This is a genomic window from Glaciecola punicea (genome assembly GCF_001756615.1).
GTDB classification, from domain to species: domain Bacteria; phylum Pseudomonadota; class Gammaproteobacteria; order Enterobacterales; family Alteromonadaceae; genus Glaciecola; species Glaciecola punicea.
In genome coordinates, this window is sequence record NZ_LZXY01000003.1 from 101,851 (window position 1) to 121,630 (window position 19,780).

21 protein-coding genes are annotated in these 19,780 nt (G+C 43.5%); 13 read left to right on the top strand and 8 right to left on the bottom strand.

The features are described from left to right. Window positions 1-72 precede the first annotated feature (72 nt). The 6 genes from BAE46_RS04630 (at window position 73) to upp (ending at window position 5,810) form a co-directional block, all read left to right on the top strand. Window positions 73-432 (top strand): DUF1249 domain-containing protein, encoded by a 360-nt coding sequence (locus tag BAE46_RS04630; RefSeq protein WP_006007137.1) that lies wholly within the window; start codon window positions 73-75, stop codon window positions 430-432. A gap of 39 nt (window positions 433-471) precedes the next feature. Continuing rightward, complete coding sequence (locus BAE46_RS04635) at window positions 472-1,056, top strand: YqiA/YcfP family alpha/beta fold hydrolase (protein WP_040521100.1); 585 nt, start codon at window positions 472-474, stop codon at window positions 1,054-1,056. Between the two features lie 101 nt (window positions 1,057-1,157). Continuing rightward, window positions 1,158-3,047, top strand: a complete 1,890-nt coding sequence (gene parE, locus BAE46_RS04640) for a DNA topoisomerase IV subunit B (RefSeq protein ID WP_006007133.1) — start codon at window positions 1,158-1,160, stop codon at window positions 3,045-3,047. A gap of 46 nt (window positions 3,048-3,093) precedes the next feature. Next, window positions 3,094-3,483, top strand: a complete 390-nt coding sequence (locus BAE46_RS04645; protein ID WP_051987351.1) for a sodium:calcium antiporter — start codon at window positions 3,094-3,096, stop codon at window positions 3,481-3,483. Between the two features lie 410 nt (window positions 3,484-3,893). Further along, the gene (locus BAE46_RS04655) at window positions 3,894-5,174 is read left to right on the top strand and encodes a YfiM family lipoprotein (RefSeq protein WP_070111876.1); all 1,281 of its coding nucleotides are present in this window, start codon (window positions 3,894-3,896) and stop codon (window positions 5,172-5,174) included. A gap of 9 nt (window positions 5,175-5,183) precedes the next feature. After that, window positions 5,184-5,810, top strand: a complete 627-nt coding sequence (gene upp / locus BAE46_RS04660) for a uracil phosphoribosyltransferase (RefSeq protein ID WP_006007129.1) — start codon at window positions 5,184-5,186, stop codon at window positions 5,808-5,810. A 139-nt stretch (window positions 5,811-5,949) separates the two neighbouring features. On the opposite strand, the gene BAE46_RS04665 is transcribed toward upp, so the two are convergent. Next, on the bottom strand, window positions 5,950-6,318 hold the full coding sequence (locus BAE46_RS04665) for an acyl-CoA thioesterase (protein ID WP_006007128.1): 369 nt from the start codon (window positions 6,316-6,318) through the stop codon (window positions 5,950-5,952). A 362-nt stretch (window positions 6,319-6,680) separates the two neighbouring features. Between BAE46_RS04665 and BAE46_RS04670 the strand changes: the two genes are divergently transcribed. After that, the gene (locus tag BAE46_RS04670) at window positions 6,681-7,550 is read left to right on the top strand and encodes a TraB/GumN family protein (protein ID WP_006007126.1); all 870 of its coding nucleotides are present in this window, start codon (window positions 6,681-6,683) and stop codon (window positions 7,548-7,550) included. Window positions 7,551-7,583: 33 nt separating this feature from the next. Here BAE46_RS04670 and BAE46_RS04675 read toward each other — a convergent pair whose 3' ends face one another. Beyond that, window positions 7,584-7,892: a hypothetical protein gene (locus BAE46_RS04675; RefSeq protein ID WP_006007123.1), complete on the bottom strand. Its 309-nt coding sequence runs from the start codon at window positions 7,890-7,892 to the stop codon at window positions 7,584-7,586. A 90-nt stretch (window positions 7,893-7,982) separates the two neighbouring features. On the opposite strand from BAE46_RS04675, the gene BAE46_RS14740 reads away from it, so the two are divergent. Then, a complete protein-coding gene (locus BAE46_RS14740) occupies window positions 7,983-8,150 on the top strand; it encodes a hypothetical protein (RefSeq protein ID WP_006007121.1) in 168 nt (55 codons plus the stop codon). A gap of 69 nt (window positions 8,151-8,219) precedes the next feature. Here the strand turns inward: BAE46_RS14740 and epmB are convergent, their stop codons facing one another. After that, complete coding sequence (gene epmB, locus BAE46_RS04680) at window positions 8,220-9,323, bottom strand: EF-P beta-lysylation protein EpmB (protein ID WP_006007119.1); 1,104 nt, start codon at window positions 9,321-9,323, stop codon at window positions 8,220-8,222. A gap of 35 nt (window positions 9,324-9,358) precedes the next feature. Between epmB and efp the strand changes: the two genes are divergently transcribed. From efp to BAE46_RS04695, 3 genes are all read left to right on the top strand, one after another. After that, window positions 9,359-9,928: an elongation factor P gene (gene efp / locus BAE46_RS04685; protein ID WP_006007117.1), complete on the top strand. Its 570-nt coding sequence runs from the start codon at window positions 9,359-9,361 to the stop codon at window positions 9,926-9,928. A 39-nt stretch (window positions 9,929-9,967) separates the two neighbouring features. After that, entirely contained in the window at window positions 9,968-10,978 is a 1,011-nt protein-coding gene (epmA, locus tag BAE46_RS04690; protein WP_070111877.1) for an elongation factor P--(R)-beta-lysine ligase, read from the top strand. Between the two features lie 197 nt (window positions 10,979-11,175). Further along, window positions 11,176-12,600, top strand: a complete 1,425-nt coding sequence (locus BAE46_RS04695; RefSeq protein WP_070111878.1) for a nicotinate-nucleotide adenylyltransferase — start codon at window positions 11,176-11,178, stop codon at window positions 12,598-12,600. Between the two features lie 115 nt (window positions 12,601-12,715). On the opposite strand, the gene BAE46_RS04700 is transcribed toward BAE46_RS04695, so the two are convergent. After that, the gene (locus tag BAE46_RS04700) at window positions 12,716-13,591 is read right to left on the bottom strand and encodes a carbon-nitrogen hydrolase family protein (protein WP_006007110.1); all 876 of its coding nucleotides are present in this window, start codon (window positions 13,589-13,591) and stop codon (window positions 12,716-12,718) included. Between the two features lie 90 nt (window positions 13,592-13,681). After that, on the bottom strand, window positions 13,682-14,263 hold the full coding sequence (gene msrA / locus BAE46_RS04705) for a peptide-methionine (S)-S-oxide reductase MsrA (RefSeq protein WP_006007108.1): 582 nt from the start codon (window positions 14,261-14,263) through the stop codon (window positions 13,682-13,684). 453 nt (window positions 14,264-14,716) lie between these two features. Between msrA and msrB the strand changes: the two genes are divergently transcribed. Further along, window positions 14,717-15,262, top strand: a complete 546-nt coding sequence (gene msrB, locus BAE46_RS04710) for a peptide-methionine (R)-S-oxide reductase MsrB (protein ID WP_070111879.1) — start codon at window positions 14,717-14,719, stop codon at window positions 15,260-15,262. A 15-nt stretch (window positions 15,263-15,277) separates the two neighbouring features. On the opposite strand, the gene BAE46_RS04715 is transcribed toward msrB, so the two are convergent. Further along, window positions 15,278-16,714: an aldehyde dehydrogenase family protein gene (locus BAE46_RS04715; RefSeq protein ID WP_070111880.1), complete on the bottom strand. Its 1,437-nt coding sequence runs from the start codon at window positions 16,712-16,714 to the stop codon at window positions 15,278-15,280. A gap of 40 nt (window positions 16,715-16,754) precedes the next feature. Next, entirely contained in the window at window positions 16,755-18,395 is a 1,641-nt protein-coding gene (locus BAE46_RS04720) for an acetolactate synthase large subunit (protein WP_070111881.1), read from the bottom strand. A gap of 217 nt (window positions 18,396-18,612) precedes the next feature. On the opposite strand from BAE46_RS04720, the gene BAE46_RS04725 reads away from it, so the two are divergent. After that, window positions 18,613-18,999: a hypothetical protein gene (locus tag BAE46_RS04725; protein ID WP_006007100.1), complete on the top strand. Its 387-nt coding sequence runs from the start codon at window positions 18,613-18,615 to the stop codon at window positions 18,997-18,999. A gap of 118 nt (window positions 19,000-19,117) precedes the next feature. Here BAE46_RS04725 and BAE46_RS04730 read toward each other — a convergent pair whose 3' ends face one another. Next, window positions 19,118-19,756: a peptidylprolyl isomerase gene (locus BAE46_RS04730; RefSeq protein WP_070111882.1), complete on the bottom strand. Its 639-nt coding sequence runs from the start codon at window positions 19,754-19,756 to the stop codon at window positions 19,118-19,120. Window positions 19,757-19,780: the final 24 nt, after the last annotated feature.

Genomic DNA, 19,780 nt, shown 5'->3' on the forward strand with positions numbered 1-19,780 from the left:
CACATTTTACGCAAAAAATATGTACCTCATCTGCCGACTATTCTCGCAACCTGTGAGCATAATTATTCGTGCATGCTAAAATTGTTGCCCGACTGCGACACGCGTGACTTGCACTATGAGTTTGAAGTTGGTCGTGATACTAAATATCGCATACAAATCGTCGATTCGAGCCGTTATACAAGCACCTTAAAAATGGCCCAACTAAGCAATAGCACGCCTGCATTCTTGCAGCCTAAAATGGTAGTTCGCCTATATCACGATGCAAAAGTAGCCGAGGTTCTTGAAGCCCAGCGAACGTCGCGCTTAAAACCGGTGTACGAATACCCAAATCTAAATATGCACCAGCGCAATGAGAAACATATGGTGAATGTGTTTTTAGCAGAATGGTTACATTTTTGTCTGTCTCAAAGGCTTGCGTCTACTGCCAATTAGTTTTAGTTTATGGCGTCAATTAGTCAAACAAAGCCATATATGCACCACTTAGTTTATTTACACGGATTTTTGTCGAGCCCGCATTCGCTAAAAGCGCAGCAGACCATTTCTTTTGCTAACAAACATTTTCCAAATCTTAATGTACATGTGCCGGAATTACCCGGTGACATAAATAAAGCCATAGAGCTTATAGATAACTTGCTAGCCACACTGGCGTTAAGTCATACCGGTTTCATTGGTAGTTCGATGGGTGGGTTTTTGGCGACGTACTGCGTTGAAAAGTATGCACTTGGTAATAGCCCAAAAGCGGTATTAGTTAATCCAGCTGTTGAACCTTTCAAGCTGCTAGGCAATTACTTAGGGCAACATGTAAATCCCTATACTAATAAAGCATTTGCTATTGTGCCTCAGCATATTGTTAAATTAAAGCAGTTGTATGTAAATGAATTAGCCGCGCCTGCACGCTATAAAGTGTTATTGCAAACCCATGACGAAACGCTTGACTATACATTAGCAGCAAAAAAGTATGCGGCTAGTGATCTGGTTATTGAACAAGGCGGGAATCACAGTTTTGTTGGCTATGAAGTCCACCTGCCAAGTGTTTTTAAGTTTTTATTTGCGTAAAAAAAGAGCGAGACAGCGTGGTTGCTCAATCCCTATTCGCTTGTTACTATTGGATTTATATACAGGTGTTTATTTGACCAAGCCCCACACGAGTGCAAATCATGTCACAACAATATAATTCAGATGCTATTGAGGTTTTAAACGGCCTTGACCCAGTGAAGCGCCGCCCCGGCATGTATACCGATACCACTCGGCCTAACCACCTGAGCCAAGAGGTTATTGATAACAGCGTTGATGAAGCGCTTGGCGGTCATGCCTCCAACATAAAGGTTATTCTGCACGAAGATCAGTCATTAGAAGTGGTTGATGATGGCCGTGGCATGCCCGTAGACATTCACGCTGAAGAGGGCATGAGCGGCGTTGAACTTATTATGACTAAACTGCACGCGGGAGGTAAGTTTTCAAATAAACACTATGAGTTTGCCGGCGGTTTACACGGCGTGGGTATTTCAGTGGTAAATGCGCTGTCAACACGCGTTGAAGTTACCATTCGTCGAGGCGGGCAGGTGCACCAAATAGCCTTTGAAAACGGTGACAAAAAAGAGGAACTTGCCGTTATTGACACCTGCGGAAAGCGCAACACCGGAACCCGCGTCCACTTCTGGCCCAATCCCATCTATTTCGATACGTCCAAATTCTCCGTCGGTAAGCTACTGCATATATTGCGTGCAAAAGCGGTGCTGTGTCCCGGTTTACGCATAAAGTTTGAAGACAAAATTGGTAAAGAGTCTTACGAATGGCATTATGAAGACGGTCTTCAAGATTATTTATTACAAGGCTTAAAAGAGTATATTACGGTGCCGGGTGACGTGCCTTTTGTAGGCAGTTATTCAGGTAATGGTGAGGCTGCTCAGTGGGCTATAATGTGGCTGCCAGAGGGCGGTGACATGGTCACTGAAAGCTACGTTAACTTAATACCAACCGCGCAAGGCGGCACCCATGTAAACGGTTTACGCCAAGGTTTATTAGACGCCATGCGCGAGTTTTGTGAGTTTAGAAACTTGCTGCCACGAGGTGTTAAAATTACTGCCGACGACATATGGGACCGCTGCTGCTATATATTGTCAACCAAAATGCAAGATCCGCAGTTTGCTGGCCAAACCAAAGAGCGTTTGTCGTCACGACAAGCCTCTGCTTTTGTGTCAGGGATTGTTAAAGACGCCTTCAGCCTATGGTTAAACCAGCATACTGACGTAGCAGATTTACTCGCTGAAATGTGCATAAATAACGCACAGCGAAGACTGCGTCAAAGTAAAAAAGTCGCGCGCAAAAAAATCACATCAGGTCCTGCACTGCCGGGTAAACTCACCGACTGTTCAACGCAAGACAACGACCGCTCTGAACTATTTTTAGTGGAAGGTGATTCAGCCGGTGGTTCAGCCAAACAAGCCCGCGATAGAGAGTTTCAGGCGATTATGCCGCTGCGCGGTAAAATACTGAATAGTTGGGAGGTTGACTCGTCGCAAGTGCTGGCGTCGCAAGAGATACACGATATATCGGTAGCCTTGGGCATAGATCCCGACTCTGAAGATTTAAGTGGCCTTCGCTATGGCAAAATATGCATACTGGCCGACGCTGATTCAGACGGCTTGCACATTGCCACACTGCTGTGTGCGTTATTCGTCAAACATTTTAGAAAGTTAGTCGACACGGGGCATGTATATGTGGCGATGCCGCCCTTGTTTCGCATAGACGTGGGTAAAGATGTGTATTACGCCCTTGATGAAAGTGAAAAGCAAGGCATATTAGATCGTATAGAAGCCGAAAAAAAGCGCGGTAAAGTAAACGTTCAGCGCTTCAAAGGATTGGGTGAAATGAACCCGCTGCAGTTGCGCGAAACTACTATGGACCCTAACACTCGAAGGCTGGTTAGGCTCACTAGTGAAGATGCCCAAGGCATGCTTGAACTAATGGATATGTTACTGTCTAAAAAGCGCGCGCCCGATCGTAAGGCTTGGTTAGAAAGTAAGGGTAATTTGGCTTTAGTGTAGCCATACTGCCTTAATTAAGTTTTTTCTTTTTCGAAGGAAATTTGAAGTGATAATTTGGTTAACCCTGTTATCTGGACTGGTGCTACTTATTTTGGGTGCAGAGGTGTTGGTAAAAGGCGCGAGTCGATTAGCCACTTTTTTTGGTGTGCCAAGTTTGGTTATTGGACTCACCATTGTGGCATTTGGCACTAGCGCGCCAGAATTGGCAGTCAGTGTAAAGGCCGCTTTCGATGGCGAAGCCGAACTAGCCATTGCTAACGTAATAGGCAGCAACATCGTTAACGTGCTCGTTATACTAGGCATTTCTTCAATCATTCTTCCTCTGGCCATCGCTAACCAGCTGGTGCGTCAAGACCTGCCTATTATGGTCGGACTGAGCTTAGTGCTGGTGCTATTTGTACAAGACGGCCAACTCGGAAAAATTGAGCAGAGTTGAAGGTGGCTTTTTCTTATTGCTTTATGTCTTTTACACATGGTTTTTAATTTCGGTGTCGCTCGAATTTACATATGTAGAAAATTTACAAAAGGGTATTTTGTTTGGTTTACTGCCAATACTAGGTGTTTATGTATTGTTTACCTTTCTAAAAGCGTTTAAAAATAAAAGCTCCTAGAAAATAAAGCGGAGTGTTAGCCCAGTAAGCTAGCATGTAAGAATTACTTTTCAGCGGCCGTGAGTCTTATATTGTTTACACTGTGTTTGATTTTGCCTAGTAATGCTTAAACAAGTGCTCAAGCATTGATATACTCAACCGTATCCCGATCACTAGGGTAATACATAAATATGAGCTATGTACCTGTGTTTACGCAAAAGAGCACGGTTAAAGCAAGCTTAGCGAAAGGGAAGCAATGCGAAAAACAATTAAAGGGCTAGTGGCTTTACTACTGCTAATAACGATAGTATTAATGGTATTGGTGTTTGACATATCCTCTTCTGTAGAAGTAAGTTCGTCAGCACAGGTGAATAATGCAGACACAGTGCAGCCTCTTATAGACGAGCTAAAACAAAGTTTACGAAGCCGCTACGAGTCGCAGCAAATTAATGTTAGTGCGGCCCAAGCAAATAGCCTAGCAGGTTTTATTAACCGCGCGCGCAGCCAAGTTGATGCTCACGTTACGTTTAATAACGACAAAGTGAATATTGCGCTGTCCTATGAGATTCAAACTGGTCTTTTTCCACTTTATCTTAATATTGAAGCACTTGTGCGCGAAGGCAACGCACTGCAGATAGAGACCGTACGTGTGGGCGATCTGAAACTGCCTGGCGGCTTTGCCTTGGGACTTGCTGAGTCTTTTACCAACGCATATACTTCTTCTCAAGTGGCTACGAAAGCCATCGCCAGTGTTGAATCAGTGGTAGTAGAAAACAGTGCTATGCAGGTCACCCTTGCGCCGTTGGACGCCCTACTTAAAGAATTTAAAAACATAGAAACAGGCAGCAGCCGAGCAGACTCTCGAATTTTGAAAATAAGAATTGCACATTATTTACGTCTGCTAGACGGTATGTATGTGGCAAATGATTCTGACAATGCAGGCTTAACCTCTTTAAGTATTTATTTGCACGCGGTCATGCAAGAAGCAGCTGCCCTAAGTCAGCAAAGCTCTGCCCCGCTTGAAAACGAAGCGGCTATTTTAGCCCTTGCGATCTACGCAGGTAGTGGTCGTTTTACCACCATAATAGGTGACTTAAGCTTTGCCATTGACAACATTCCAAGCGCATCGCCAAAGCCGGTGCTAGCAAATAGGCAAGACTTGAGCCTGCACTTTATTTACTCTGCGGCAATTAAGCTACTTTCTGAAAAAGGCGTGAGTATCGCTGTTGGGGAGTTTAAAGAGCTAATGGATCGTGGGAAAGGCGGTTCAGGCTATAGTTTTATAGACTTAGCCGCCGATTTATCTGGCGCGCATTTCGCTGATTTAGCGGTAAACACCCAGCGTGCAAAACACCTGCAGCAAGTAATGGGCAGTGCAGCAAACGAAAGCTTGTTTATGGTGTCTATTAATGACTTAGATGAAGGACTCAATAAAACTCAGTTTACCGAAAAGTATGGGGGGGTAGACACGCCACTGTACCAAAAGGTTGTGGATGACATAAACGTGCGAATTTCTAACTTACCGATCTCTCAATAGGACATTACAATGCCTGTACATGAAATAAAACACCCGCTTATACAGCACAAAATAGGGCTAATGCGAGCCTATGGCGTTAGCAGTAAAGATTTTCGCGAACTTGCCAGTGAGCTTGCTAACTTACTCACCTACGAAGCCACCCGAGATCTACACGTCGAAACAAAGTCTATTAAAGGCTGGACAGGTACGCCCATTAATATTGAGCAAATTAAAGGTAAGAAAATTACCGTTGTGCCCATTTTAAGAGCTGGCTTGGGTATGTTAGACGGTGTACTAAAGCTATTACCTAACGCTAAAATTAGCGTGGTTGGATTATATCGCGATGAAGAAACCCTTCAGCCGGTAGCATATTTTGACAAGGTCGCCAACGATATTGACCAACGCATAGCGCTTATTATCGATCCTATGCTGGCAACAGGCGGCACGCTAAACGCAACTATTAGCTTGTTAAAAGACAAAGGCTGTAAGCATATTTTAGGCTTATTCCTCGTTGCAGCCCCAGAGGGTATTAAAACCGTCACAGATGCGCACCCCGACGTTGATATTTATTTGGCCTCTGTAGACGACTGTTTAGATGAAAAAGGCTACATATTACCCGGTCTAGGCGATGCTGGTGATAAGATATTTGGCACCTAGTAATAGCGATTAGTATGGCAATGCGTGTTCTGCGTAAGCATTAGGCAATAATGCTGGTCGCTATATTGCCTATCACTGCATTATGAACCCTTGCGTAAGCCACTATTCTTGGCTGTAATGTGTAGCGTATAAGGTCTTGTCAAACACCGTCGCGAACATAGTCAGGTAATTCATCCTCGTGAGGAATTGGGGTTGAGTTACCGTGTTTATCTATAGATACAAATTTGAATTTACCTTCAGTGACTTTTTCCCTTAGGCCAATTCTGTCGCGTCTTACCCATGCTTCAACATGTATCGCCATAGAAGTTCGGCCGAGCTCGCAAACATGTGTATATATGCCCAAAATGTCACCCACTTTTACGGGCCTTATAAAGCTCATGCTATCTAGCGCAACGGTAACTACGCGGCTTTGTGCTCTTTGTCCGGCGCAGATACCCGCGGCAATGTCCATTTGAGATAAAACCCAGCCACCAAATATATCGCCTGCTGCGTTGGTGTCAGCAGGCATTGCTAGCGTGCGTGTAGTAAGCCTACCAGAAGGCTGTAAACTGTCAGATTTTTTGATGGCGTGTAAGCCTTTAGGTTAAAAGCGTAGGAATAAAGCAATATTATAAGGTCTTTTGATAATGACACAACAAAGTCTTGTGAAACTCTAGACGCTGTCGTTTTAGCCTCAATGGTAGAGTGGTGTTTAATTGCTCGTTATCCTGGCGTAAATAGTTAATACTGATCTTCGGTACAAGGTTTTAAGCTAACTAGTATGTGCTAACCTTTAATACTCTAATTTAGTTTAAATGCTCCCAGCACCATTAACTTTACGTAGATTTTGTACAAATGCTTATTTTTATATCGAAACTAAAAGGATCGTTAATGACCAAGTCTTTCTTACCTACGCTTGTCTGTTTGTGTTCATTCGTATTAGTACTTAGTACCTCGGTGGTCTCCGCGCCTGTATTCAAAGTCAGCAAAGACGGTGAAACAATTTATATTGGCGGCACCTTTCACTTACTTACAGAGGGTGATTATCCGCTTCCTGAGGCCTTTGAAAAAGCCTATGAGCAGGCCGATGAGCTTTATTTTGAAACCGATATTAACGCATTAAAGACGCCGGAGTTTCAGCGTAAGAGCTTGGGTGTTTTATTGTACCAAGATGGCAGTACTTTACAGTCGGGTCTTAATGCGACAACGTATGCGCGCTTTGTCGAATATGCAAAATCGAGACAGCTTGATCCCATGCAGTTAAATGCCTTAAATCCCACGGGCGTAATGTTCACTATTACTATTATGGAATATCAAGCGCGCGGTTTTGTTGCCCAAGGAGTAGACAAATATTATTTTGAAAAAGCCGAAGCAGACAATAAAACCATTGGCTGGTTTGAAACGCCAGACCAGCAACTAGCAATCATTGATAGCTTTGACGATGAAGAGCCAAATGCCTTAATTAATTACACCTTAGACGAAATCGAAAATTTTGATGCTGTCGTAAAGCCTCTGCATGAAAGCTGGCGCTCTGGAGACATGGAAACCTTAACAGCCCTAGGTATAGACAGCTTTGAGGGCTATCCTGACGTTTACGATGCACTGCTGGTGCAGCGAAACAACAGCTGGATGACTAAAATTGAAGCGATGTTTGGTGATGAAGGTACCGAGTTTATACTTGTAGGCGCACTGCACTTACCCGGTGAAGACGGTGTGCTTACGCAATTAACCAATAAAGGCTATACTGTTGAAAAACTGTAGCAGTGGCTAATGTGTTTTAGGCAATAACAAATTTTACGATACCGTCTTTTTAAACTGCGTTAAGGTTGTCAGCAAAAGCTCGATTTTTTTCACGATGGCTGGAAGTTCTTTATTCAAGGTGCTGGGGTCAGCGTCAACTAACTGGGCTACTTCCCCAGCAAGTTCTTCCACGTAAGGACCAAAGCGTTTATTACGTGTTGTAAAACCTGAGCCATCAACAAAAACGCTATCAAACTTGCCTTTGCCTTTTGCCTGCAGGGTATTAAGGGCTGCGTCGGCGTCTACCGATTTGCGATAAATAACGCGTAAGTTTTCGTTTAACGCCTCTATTATTTTACTCATGAATCTCCCAAAGTTGCCGATATTTCTAATGCGGACAATTGTGCCTGTATTTAGTTTTTGCTACAAGCAAATATGAAAAAAGGAGGCGCAATGGATATGCAAGGTACATCTGGCGTTGCTCAAGCACTTGCAATAAGGTCTGCCGTAATGGCAAACAATAAACAAAAGCAGGAAGAGCAGGCGGTTTTAGCATTGCTGCAGTCGGCGCCTGTGTCAAATACGTCTAGCGTAGGGAGTTCAATAAATACTTATGCTTAGCAGTATAAGCCGAAGTTTTAATGTGTTTATAGTCGTTCATTTATGTTTGTCTTTAGATACGCATTTACGTTAAGGCTCAAGTCCTAAATCGATTGGTGTCTTACCGGGTTGTCTTGGCAGTTCTTGCACTAGCTTGGGCACCAAAAATCCCGGTAAGCGCGTTATTACCTTAGCCATAATTTTTTGAGCATCGGGTTTACTCACATCAAAATGCGCTGCACCTTTTACCGGATCAAACATATGTAAATAGTACGGTAAAATATTCGCTTCAAACAAAGCCTCGCTCAGCTCACAAATTTCTTCAGCGCTATCATTAATATTTTTTAGCAATACCGACTGATTAAGTAAGGTTACACCGGCCTGTTTCAGCATTTTTGTTTTTTCTATTAGTGCTTCACCTATTTCGTTTTTATGATTTATGTGTAGCACTATAATCGGCTTTATACGTAAATTAGTAAGCCATGCTAATAGCTCATTATTCACGCGAGAAGGAATCACTACAGGCAGTCTGGTGTGAATTCGCAGTCTTTTAATATGCGTAATATTGTCTACTTTTTGTGCAAGCTTCGCTAGTTGCTTGTCGTTCGCCATTAGGGGGTCGCCGCCGGAAAAAATGACCTCATTTATATTGGTATCATTATTTATATATTCTAATACCGACTGGTATTGAGCTTGTCCAAGCTGGTTGTCTTGATAGGGAAAATGACGTCTAAAACAGTAGCGACAGTTGATTGCACAACCGCCTCTAACAAGCAGTAAAACACGACTTTTGTATTTGTGGATTAGGCCCGCTGTGGTGCCGTTTTGTTCTTGCAATGGGTCGGCTACAAAGCCAAGCTTATCGACAAATTCAGCCTGTTGGGGCACAACTTGTTGAAGTAAAGGATCATACCAATTTGATTGTTGCATAAGGTCTGCAAAGGGCTTAGGTACCCGCATTGGGAAAAGACGGCGCGCGTTGTTGTGCTGCTCAATGATACTGATATCGTTTTGAGTGGGAATAATGTTTATATTGTTGTTATTCGAAAACGCATCGTTCGATAAAGCCGGTGGCAGTGAACTAGGGTCTATCCGCAAATATTCCAGCAATGAATCCAACGTGGTGAAAGAGTTTGCTAATTCTTTTTGCCAATGAGTCTCTACAGGCGGTGTTTTTTTAGGTATTATCAGCATGTTTATATTATTGACCCAAGGTATTAGAGGATTGAATGGCTAATTACAGTACAAACGAGTTTAAAGCTGGCTTAAAAATAATGATGGATGGCGAGCCATGCAACATTTTAGAAAACGAATATGTTAAGCCGGGTAAAGGCCAAGCATTCAACCGCACCAAAATACGTAAGCTTGTTTCTGGCAAAACACTCGAAAAGACATGGCGCTCGGGCGAAACAGTAGAAGCCGCCGACGTAATGGATACCGACTTAGCATATTTGTACACTGATGGTGAATTTTGGCATTTCATGAATAACGAAACCTTTGAGCAAATAGCCGCCGACCAAAAAGCGGTAGGCGATAACGTAAAGTGGCTAGTTGAAAACGATGTTTGTACGCTTACTTTGTTCAATGGTAGCCCAATTGTGGTCACGCCACCAAACTTTGTTGAAATAGAAATTGTAGAAACTGATCCGGGCTTAAAAGGAGACACCGCAGGTACAGGCGGCAAACCGGCCACATTGTCGACGGGAGCGGTTGTGCGTGTTCCTCTATTCGTGCAAAAAGGCGAAGTGGTTAAAGTAGACACTCGCAGCGGAGAATATGCCTCGCGTGCGCAAAAATAGTCTGCTTAAATATGCCTATCAATGTAGTGTAAGCTATCAATGAATCAGTCTTGGCAGCCAAGCGCAAGCATCGAAACGCTGCGCAAACGTGCGGCGCTTTTGCATCAGATAAGAGTGTTTTTTGCCCAACGTAAGGTGCTTGAAGTCGAAACCCCCGCGTTATCAAGCCACACTATTACCGACCCTTATCTTGAGGCCATGCACACTTTGCATACCCAGGGCGGTGCATTTACTTCAAGCAAGCTTTACTTACAAACATCGCCCGAATATGCAATGAAGCGTTTGTTGGCTGCCGGCAGCGGCGATATTTTTCAGTTGTGTAAAGCATTTCGCGACGACGAAGTTGGGCGCATTCATAACCCAGAATTTACTATGTTGGAGTGGTATAGAATAGGGTTTTCGCTGCAGCACTTAATTGATGAAGTGGGATCTTTATTAATGGCTACATTAAAGGTCGACGCAGTGAACCAGTCAAGCTACAGCGTATTGTTTGAGAGGCATTTAGCTTTTAACCCCTTAGAGGTAGACTTGCCCTCATTGTTTGAAATATGCGCTAAGTTAGGATTACAAGACTACGTTGGCAGTTTGCGGGCTAATTTGGCAGATGATGAAAATACACACGCAAGCGTACTGCTAAAAGACAGTATATTACAAGTTTTGTTTAGTACGCATATAGAATCACTTATTGGTATCGACTACCCCACGGTGGTGGTTGATTTTCCGGCTAGCCAAGCGTCGTTAGCAACCCTACATGAAAATGGACGAACGGCCAATCGCTTCGAGGTTTATTACAAAGGCATAGAGCTTGCCAATGGGTTTGACGAATTAACCGATGCACAAAGCCAGCATCTGCGGTTTGCACAAGATAACCAAAAACGAAGCGTCTTGGGGCTTTCTATAAAGCCTATTGATATGCATTTTATGGCAGCGCTTTTTAGTGGTTTACCGCAGTGCGCGGGCGTTGCGCTTGGCGTTGACCGCCTGCTAATGTTGGCGTTACAAAAAAACACCATAGAAGAGGTGATGAGTTTTAGTCAGCGTAACTGCTAATATTAAGCGTATAAAAACCTCAGACAAGCTAGTTTTTTGACACACGGGCTCTTTTTTGATGCCGTTTGGTTGTTTAAATAGAATTTATCTAAATGAGATAAGCATTTCAGTGATAAATTAAGGTAAAATGCCGGCCTTTCGCGACAAGACAAAGCGATAAACATTTTATAAAACCTTGGATATTTTCAGGAGACCCTATGGAGCATAAAGACGTCAGTTCTCGTTCTACTTCGCAAAAAGCACTGCGTTTAAATCTTGACGACAAAAAGTACGGTACTATTGTTGAAATAGGCGCAGGGCAAGAAGTCGCTCGGCAATTTTTCTTAGCGGGTGCTGCTGCCGGTACCATAGCAAAAACCATGTCTGCCTATGACATGAAGTTTTCGGACGCTATATACGGCGTGCAAAACGATGGCCGATATGTAAGCAAAAGCCGTGTCAAAGCTATGATGGAGCAAGAACTCGACTTGGTGCTTGAAAGAGTCAAAGATGTGCGCTCAAAATCTTCACGCTATTTTGCTTATGCTGCCACAGTAGCGGCAAAAAGCTTTGGCCGTCAAAACGAGTGTCATGCGTGGTGTGGTATTCGTGTTCAAATGTATCCTGGCGCAGAGCCTTCAAATATTAAAGTACACGTGCGTATGCGCGATGACAATGCCGAAGCACAGCAGCATGCGCTTGGTATATTGGGCGTAAATTTAATTTATGCTGCCTACTATTATTTTGAGAACCCCAAAATGATGATTGATTCGCTTACCGATGGCATAGAAGCGGACAGAATTGAAATTGATTCAATCGAATTTATCGGTCCATACTTTGAAGATCTCGATAATCGCGCAATTAACCTTCATTTAATCCGCAGTTGGAAAACACGTGCCATAATGTTCAGACCCGATGGCAGCATTTGTGTGCCGGCAGAAATGTTATACAAAAAGAACGTGATTACCATTCGCGGCTCGTTCAGGCCCGTTACCAACCTCAACATAGATATGATAGAGCAGGGTAAAAAAGCCTTCTTTAAACAACAAGGCGTTACTGACGAAAACACCGTTGCTATTGCCGAAATTTCACTTAACGATGCTAAAGGTAACGACAACCACGTACCAGAAGAAGACTTAGTACAGCGCGTACAGTTGCTAAATTCTTTAGGCTACAATGTAATGATTTCAGATTACACTCGTTACTTTTCGCTGCGTGCCTACTTCCGTCAGTACACTAAAATGGAAATTGGCATTGTGGTAGGTATGAAAAACCTCAAACAAATTTTTGACGAAGATTCGTATCGTGGTGTTCCAGGTGGCATTATGGAAGGCTTGGGCAAATTATTTGAAGACGACACGCGCATGTTTATTTACCCAGAAATTAACCTAGAAAACGAGGTGCGTGACTTTTCAAACTTAAAAGTAGCTGAGCACCTGCGCTTTTTATATCGTCATTTACTAGAAAACAATTTCTTGACGGGTCTTGAAGCAAGTAATCTCGCGTTATTTGAAATTTATTCACGCGACGTTTTGAAAAGTCTAAAAGCGGGCAGAGGTGACTGGGAAGAAATGGTGCCTAAACTTGTCGCTGAAAAGATAGTTGAGCATGGTTTCTTTGGTTTTAAAAAGAAACGTGCATAGTTTTTTTATGATGTAGTTTATCTAAAATAATAATGGCGCGAGGCTTAGAAAACTTGCGTTTGAGTTCTAGCTAGCTTCTTTGAAAATAGTGTAAGTCTTCCTTTATGACTCACAACTAGCGTTTAACTTTATATGATCTTTGCTTATGAGACTGTACTGGCATTTTCCTTCTAACAGACTCTACTACAACCTTATTATATGTGGCCATTGCAAATCCTTCCCCGTGTTCAATTATGTCTAAGCATTCGCCCCAGGGTGAATAAATACAGCTATTCCCGAATGTTTGGCGTTTATCCGCATGTGTGCCTACTTGGTTTGGCGCCACAATATAACATTGATTTTCAATGCTGCGCGCTTTGAGTAAAGCATGCCAGTGAGCACTGCCTGTTTTATGGGTAAAAGCGCTTGGTACAACGATAATGTCGGGTGCCTTTTGGGTGAGTGTATAGCGGCAATAGGCCGAAAACATATCGGGAAAACGCAAATCATAGCATATGCTCTGGGCGACTTCAGCAAAGGGCGTTTTAAACAGTGATAGATGCTCACCAGCAAGGGTATATCTAGATTCTTTATACGACTTGGTTTCATCTTCTACTTCAACATCGAATAAATGGATTTTGTTGTAGCGCGCTATACATTTTCCTGAGGGGCTATAGGCTAAACTCGCAGCGTAGTATTTATAGGGGTCGCGAGTAATGTCGGCGTCTATAATTGGGGTAGTGCCTGCTACTATATAGCATTGTAATTGTTTGGCTAGCTCACTTAGCTTAGTTTGAATATAACCACTGCCCTGTGTTTCAGCATGTTCCAGCATTCGAAGGCCGGATATACCAAAGACTGAAAAACACTCTGGAAGTACCACAAGCTTATGTTGGCTGTCATTGTTTTTATCGGCTTTTTCGCAGGCTTGTTTAACCAGCGCTTCAACTTTGTCGAGGTTATTTGCAACGTTTGCCTCGCCATTAATTTGGACACTTATTAGCGTAGTCATCTCTTAACTCCTTTGTACCTTTGCTTTATCGTTGCATAAGTACAGCGCTAAAAACACCTTCCAATATAACTAGTGAATGCGCTGTCGAGGCTACTTTTCACCCCAAATTTCTGCTAAACGCTCATCGCGACCACAGTTCCAACGATATAAATTATATCTAACAGGACTCTTTTTGTAATAATCTTGATGGTAGCTCTCTGCACCCTTTATGGGGTAAAAAATTGAAGTGGATAAAATGGGCGTCACCACTTTTTGATTAGGAAATTGCTTAACTACCTTTCGTTTTGATTGTTCAGCCAATTTTCTTTCTTGCTCATTGTCTACAAACACCGCACTTAAGTAACTAAAGCCTTTATCACAAAATTGCCCGCGTGCATCAAAGGGGTCAATGTTCACCCAAAAATGATCAAGCAAGTCTTGATAGCTAACCACGCTTGGATCGTATGTAATTTGTACGGCTTCGTAGTGCCCTGTATGGTTCCCAGAATAGGTCGGATTTTCCAAAGTACCGCCGGTGAAGCCAGAGATAACATCTGATACACCTTCAAGCTTCTCAAAGTCGGCCTCCATGCACCAAAAGCAACCGCCGGCAAACACTGCTTTTTCAGCTTTAGCATGCGTCGCGATGAACATTGAACCTAGCAGTAAAATGCTCAGTAGTTTGTATTTCATAATTTTCTCCAAAACAGCTTATAAGTTCGGACAGTAAAACTTGTGTAAAAGTTTCATAAGTGAATGCCTGAGAGCTAAGTGTAATTCAAAATCATCTGTATGTATGTGCTTAAAACGTTTCGGCTACTAGTACTATTTTATCTTTCAGTCCTTGCATGATAGAGCCTTTAATTTAAGTACTTCTAATTTCCTTGCCTACCAAGTATAACAAGCTGCTGGCAATAAAAAGTGTCGAAAAATAATGCATAAAGATAATCAAGGGATAAATTGAACCTGAGGTCTTTATTCTCGTCATAGTTGTGTATCACAACGCTTAGGTCTTTGTACTGATCCCATAGTAGGTTTTAACGTGTAAAAGACTACATACTTTATTGTGAAGTAGAGACTTAACGCACATACATTTCTTTTGAAGCTTCAAACACAACAGCGGATTCCGCAAACAAGGTGATTAGCATGAATCGTCAAATATTCTACTCAGTAATAGTCTTAATTATTGGCTTTATAAGTCTTACAGCCATGACCGAGGCTGAAACGCCTGACTGGCAGTCCTTCCAAAAGCCTAGCGATGAAGAACTACGAGAGCAGCTAAGCGATATCCAATATAAAGTGACTCAAAAAGACGCCACTGAGCGAGCTTTCTCGAATCCATACTGGGATGAAAAGCGTGAAGGTATTTACGTTGACATCGTTTCTGGCGAGCCTTTATTTTTATCTACCGACAAATACAAATCAGGTACAGGATGGCCAAGCTTTATTCGGCCTATCAGCCCTGATGCCGTAATTGAAAAAGACGATCGCACTTGGTTTGGAATGTTGCGTATTGAAATTCGCAGTGCAATTGCAGATTCTCATTCCGGCCATGTGTTTAACGATGGTCCCGCGCCCACTGGGCTGCGCTATTGTATGAACTCAGCCTCGCTGCGATTCATACCCAAGGCACAGATGACTGATGCTGGTTATGGTCAATATCTTGAGCGAGTTGGAGCACCTATAAGCTAGAGAGGTGGGTCAAAACTAAGGGTTTGGATTGCGCAGCACCATTAAGCGAATTTCAGTCATATCTTCAATGGCATAGCGGATCCCTTCACGGCCTAAGCCCGACTCTTTAACGCCGCCATAGGGCATGTTGTCTACTCGCCAACTGGGTACATCACCTATTATTACGCCGCCAACTTCTAATTGATTCCACGCTTGATGCGCTTTGTAAATGTCGCGCGTAAAAATGCCCGCCTGTAGGCCAAACTTGCTGTTGTCGACTTCTTTCAAGGCTTCGTCAAAATCAGAAAAGCGGCTAATAACTGATACTGGACCGAAAGCTTCTTCGCTGTTTACGTCGCAGTCGGTGGGTACATTTTCAAGTATAGTGGCGGTGAGCATTGCGCCATCGCGTTTGCCACCGCACAGTAAGTTAGCGCCTTTTTCTACCGCTTTGTTAATCCATTGTTCTAAGCGTTTAGCTTCCGACTCGGCAATCATCGGGCCAATAAAAGTGTTTTCTTTGAGCGGATCGCCGTGGACTAAGTTTTTGACTTTTTCTACGTAGGCTTCTTTGAAATCCTCATATATATCGCTGTGCACAATTATGCGCTGCACACTTATGCAGCTTTGGCCGCTTTGATAATACGCCCCAAATACAATGCGCTCTACGGCGTCTTTTAGGTCGGTGTCGCGATCAACGACGCAGGCTGCATTGCCGCCTAATTCTAATATTACCGATTTTTTACCGGCTTTTGCTTTGAGTGCCCAGCCAACTTCGGGTGAACCGGTAAAGCTTAACAGCTTGAAGCGCTCGTCGGTGGTGAATAAGTCTGCGCCGTCGCGGCTGCATGGTAATATTGAGAATGAACCCTCAGGCAAATCGGTTTCTGCTAATACTTCGCCTATAATGATGGCGCCTAACGGCGTTCTGCTAGCAGGTTTTAATACAAAAGCACAGCCTGCTGCAATGGCCGGTGCTACTTTATGCGCGGCTAAATTCAAAGGGAAGTTAAACGGTGATATAAAAGAACATGGACCTATAGGCACACGTTTTGTCATACCGGTGTACCCATGAGCGCGTTCGGTAATTTCTAGCTCAATAACTTCGCCAGAAATACGAACCGATTCTTCTGCAGCAATTTTGAAGGTGTCGATTAGGCGCGTTACTTCGCCTTTTGCATCCTTAATGGGCTTGCCTGCTTCAATACACAGTGCGTAGGCCAGTTCGTCAAAGCGTTCTTTAAAGCGCATTACGCAGTGTTCAAGTATTTGCTGGCGTTTATAAGCTGGCATTTTGTTAAGGGCAGGCTGCGCGGCTTTTGCACCAGCAATTGCTTTGTCTATAACGCTGGCGTCGGCAAGGGCAACTCTGGTAGCCACTTCTTGCGTATATTTATTGGTGACTTCTAAGTCGGTGTTGGCAAACACCGCTTTGTTAGCCAAAAAGTATGGGTATTTAGCTGCTAGTTTCATAGTTTATTCCTTTTATTTTATACAAGCACAACAGGCAGCCTTAAAGTTTGCTGCTAAGTGTGCGAATAGTTTTATTTAAGGTTTCATCATTTAGGCTGTAGTCTACCGGCACATCTATTAAATGCACGCCGGGCTGGGCTAAACAGGCTTCAATTTGGCCTTGTAAATCCGCAGCTGCTGCTATGCGCCAGCCTTTGCCGCCGTAGCTCTCTATATATTTGACAAAGTCGGGGTTACCGTAGTCAAGACCATAGTTGCCAAAGCCCATATCGCTTTGTTTCCATTTAATCATGCCGTAGGCGTCGTCGCGTAATATAATAATGACAATGTGAAGGCCTAAACGCACCGCGGTTTCTACCTCTTGGCTGTTCATCATAAAACCGCCGTCGCCGCATACGGTAATGACGCAGCGGTTTGGGTAAACTAGCTTTGCGGCCATGGCTGAAGGTAAGCCGGCTCCCATGGTGGCTAGTGCGTTGTCTAATAACAAAGTGTTACGAAGTGCGGCAGGGTAGTTTCGTGCAAACCAAATTTTGTATATGCCGTTGTCTAAAGTCACTATGCCGTCTTTTGGCATGGCACTGCGCACCGCTTTAACCGCGCGCTCGGGTAAAATTGGAAAGCGGTCGTCGTTTTCTGCGACATTTCGGTGTTCAATATAAGCTTTGTTGACGTCGCTGTAAAAATCGAGTTCCCATTTGCACTGTGTGTCTATGGCTTGGTTTATTTGCCAAATGCTGTTGGCAATATCGCCTACCACCTCTAACTGGGGAAAATAAACAGGATCAACCGCAGCCGTTTCAAAATTCACGTGAATAACCTTTTTGCCATTATTTTCCATAAAGAAAGGGGGCTTTTCTACCACATCATGGCCCACGTTAATAATGAGATCGGCACGGCTAATAACACGATGCACAAAGTCACCCGAGGACAGCGCGGTGTTGCCCATGAATTTTTCGTCGGTTTCGTCTAACACGCCTTTACCCATTTGCGTGGTAATGAAGGGAATACCAGTATTGTTAACGAATTCGCGTAGCATTTTAGAGGTGAGCTTTCTATTTGCGCCAGCCCCTATAACGAGTACTGGCGATTTAGCCGCTTCAATCATATCTATAGCCGCTTTTATAGCTTTGTATTCAGCAATTGGCCTGCGTACCACACTGGGCGTGAGAAGAGTTGCGTTGGTTTCTTCGGCGGCAATATCTTCGGGTAATTCAATATGTACTGCGCCTGGGCGCTCTTCGCTGGCTAGTCTAAATGCTTCGCGTACAATAGAGGGGATGCGATCGCCACTTACCACTTGGGTGGTATACTTAGTAATAGGGCGCATCATATCAACTACATCAATGACCTGAAAGCGGCCTTGCTTACTGGTTTTAATGGGTTTTTGGCCGGTGATCATTAGTATTGGCATAGCGCCAAGCTGTGCGTAGGCGGCGGGAGTCACTAAGTTAGTTGCTCCGGGGCCTAAGGTTGCCAAACACACGCCAACGTTACCAGTTAAGCGCCCGTAAGTAGCGGCCATGAAGCCAGCGCCTTGTTCATGACGTGTAAGAATAAGTTTAATAGATGAATGACGTAATGATTCCAGTAAATCTAAATTTTCTTCACCCGGAATACCGAAAATATATTCTACCCCTTCGGCTTCTAATGCTTTTACCATAAGGTCTGATGCTTTCATGTAAGTCCCCTTGTTATTGAATTACTTTGGGTTACCGGCATATCGTGCTGTTTCGTTTTATTATCCGTGGTTCATAATTTCATGTATGTAGATATGCACTGATCCGTAGACTTTTTAAATGCTTAGCAAGGTAGTTGATAAGTAGCAAATTTAAAAACTACACTTTCGCAAGGGGTCATTATAGCATTCTTGTCTAAATAACGAAAATAGCTAATATATGACCAAGATAGACCTCAACGTTCAAGCTAAAATTTCCTTTTTGACTAAACACGGCAAGCAAAACACGCTGGCGCCTATTCTGGTGTCGGCATTTAATACGGTGCTGGTGCATACCGACAAGTTTGATACCGATACATTAGGCACCTTTGACCAAACCATAGCCCGCACACTAAATCCGATAGAATGCGCTCTTAAAAAAGCATATTTAGCCTGCAAACTTAGCGGCTGCGAGCAGGGTATCGGCAGTGAGGGCAGTTTTAGTTCATTAATGGGCATGGGTGTTATTGACGAGGAGTTTTTGGCCTTTGTAGATATTAAGCGCAATATCGAAATCCTATCGCTTATTTACCGTGTGAGCTTTGCGGCCAAGCGACAACAAAAATAGTGTCGCCCACTGAGCTGTGCAATCACTGCGGCTTTAGTGGGCCTGAAAAAAGCGCTCCGCTAAATGTGAGCGCGTTTTATTGTGGCTACTGTAACCCTTAAATATTATGCTTTTAAGCCTAGTCAAAAACTGGTTCAGGCATAATAATCGCACGCTTTAATACTACGTTTTCAACCGGCGTGTCGGGAAAGCCAATTTCAGGGTTCACGCGGGTGTCTACTAAGGAAATTGCATCAAGCACTTCTTTACCTTCTATTACCGAACCAAATACGGTGTAGCCCCATCTGCGGCCAGGATCTAAATTGTCGTTGTCTTTCATGTTGAAAAAGAACTGACGTTTAGCCGAATGCGGGTCGCTCATGCGGGCCATTGCGATGCTATATGCTTCGTTTTTGAGTCCGTTGCCCGACTCGTTAATAATTTTATAATTCGACTTACGTTCTGTAAAGTCAGTTGTATACGCGCCGCCTTGCACTATGTAGCCGGCAATTATGCGATGAAATAGTGTGTTGTCGTACCCTTCTTCTTTCACGTAGGTCAAGAAGTTATTAACGGTCACGGGCGCTTTAGCACGTGAAAGCTCAATGACAATGTCGCCCATGCTGGTCTCAAACTTTACCTGCGGGAAAAAGTTATCTTGTTGCACGGCTGCGCCAATGGGGCTTTCCGTTTTAGGCGTTTCACGCGCTTGAGAATGCGCTACAAATGAAGTGGTGACTACCAATATGCTAATTATGCATAGTCGAAAAGTGCTCATAAAAACCTTCCTTTACTTAACTAA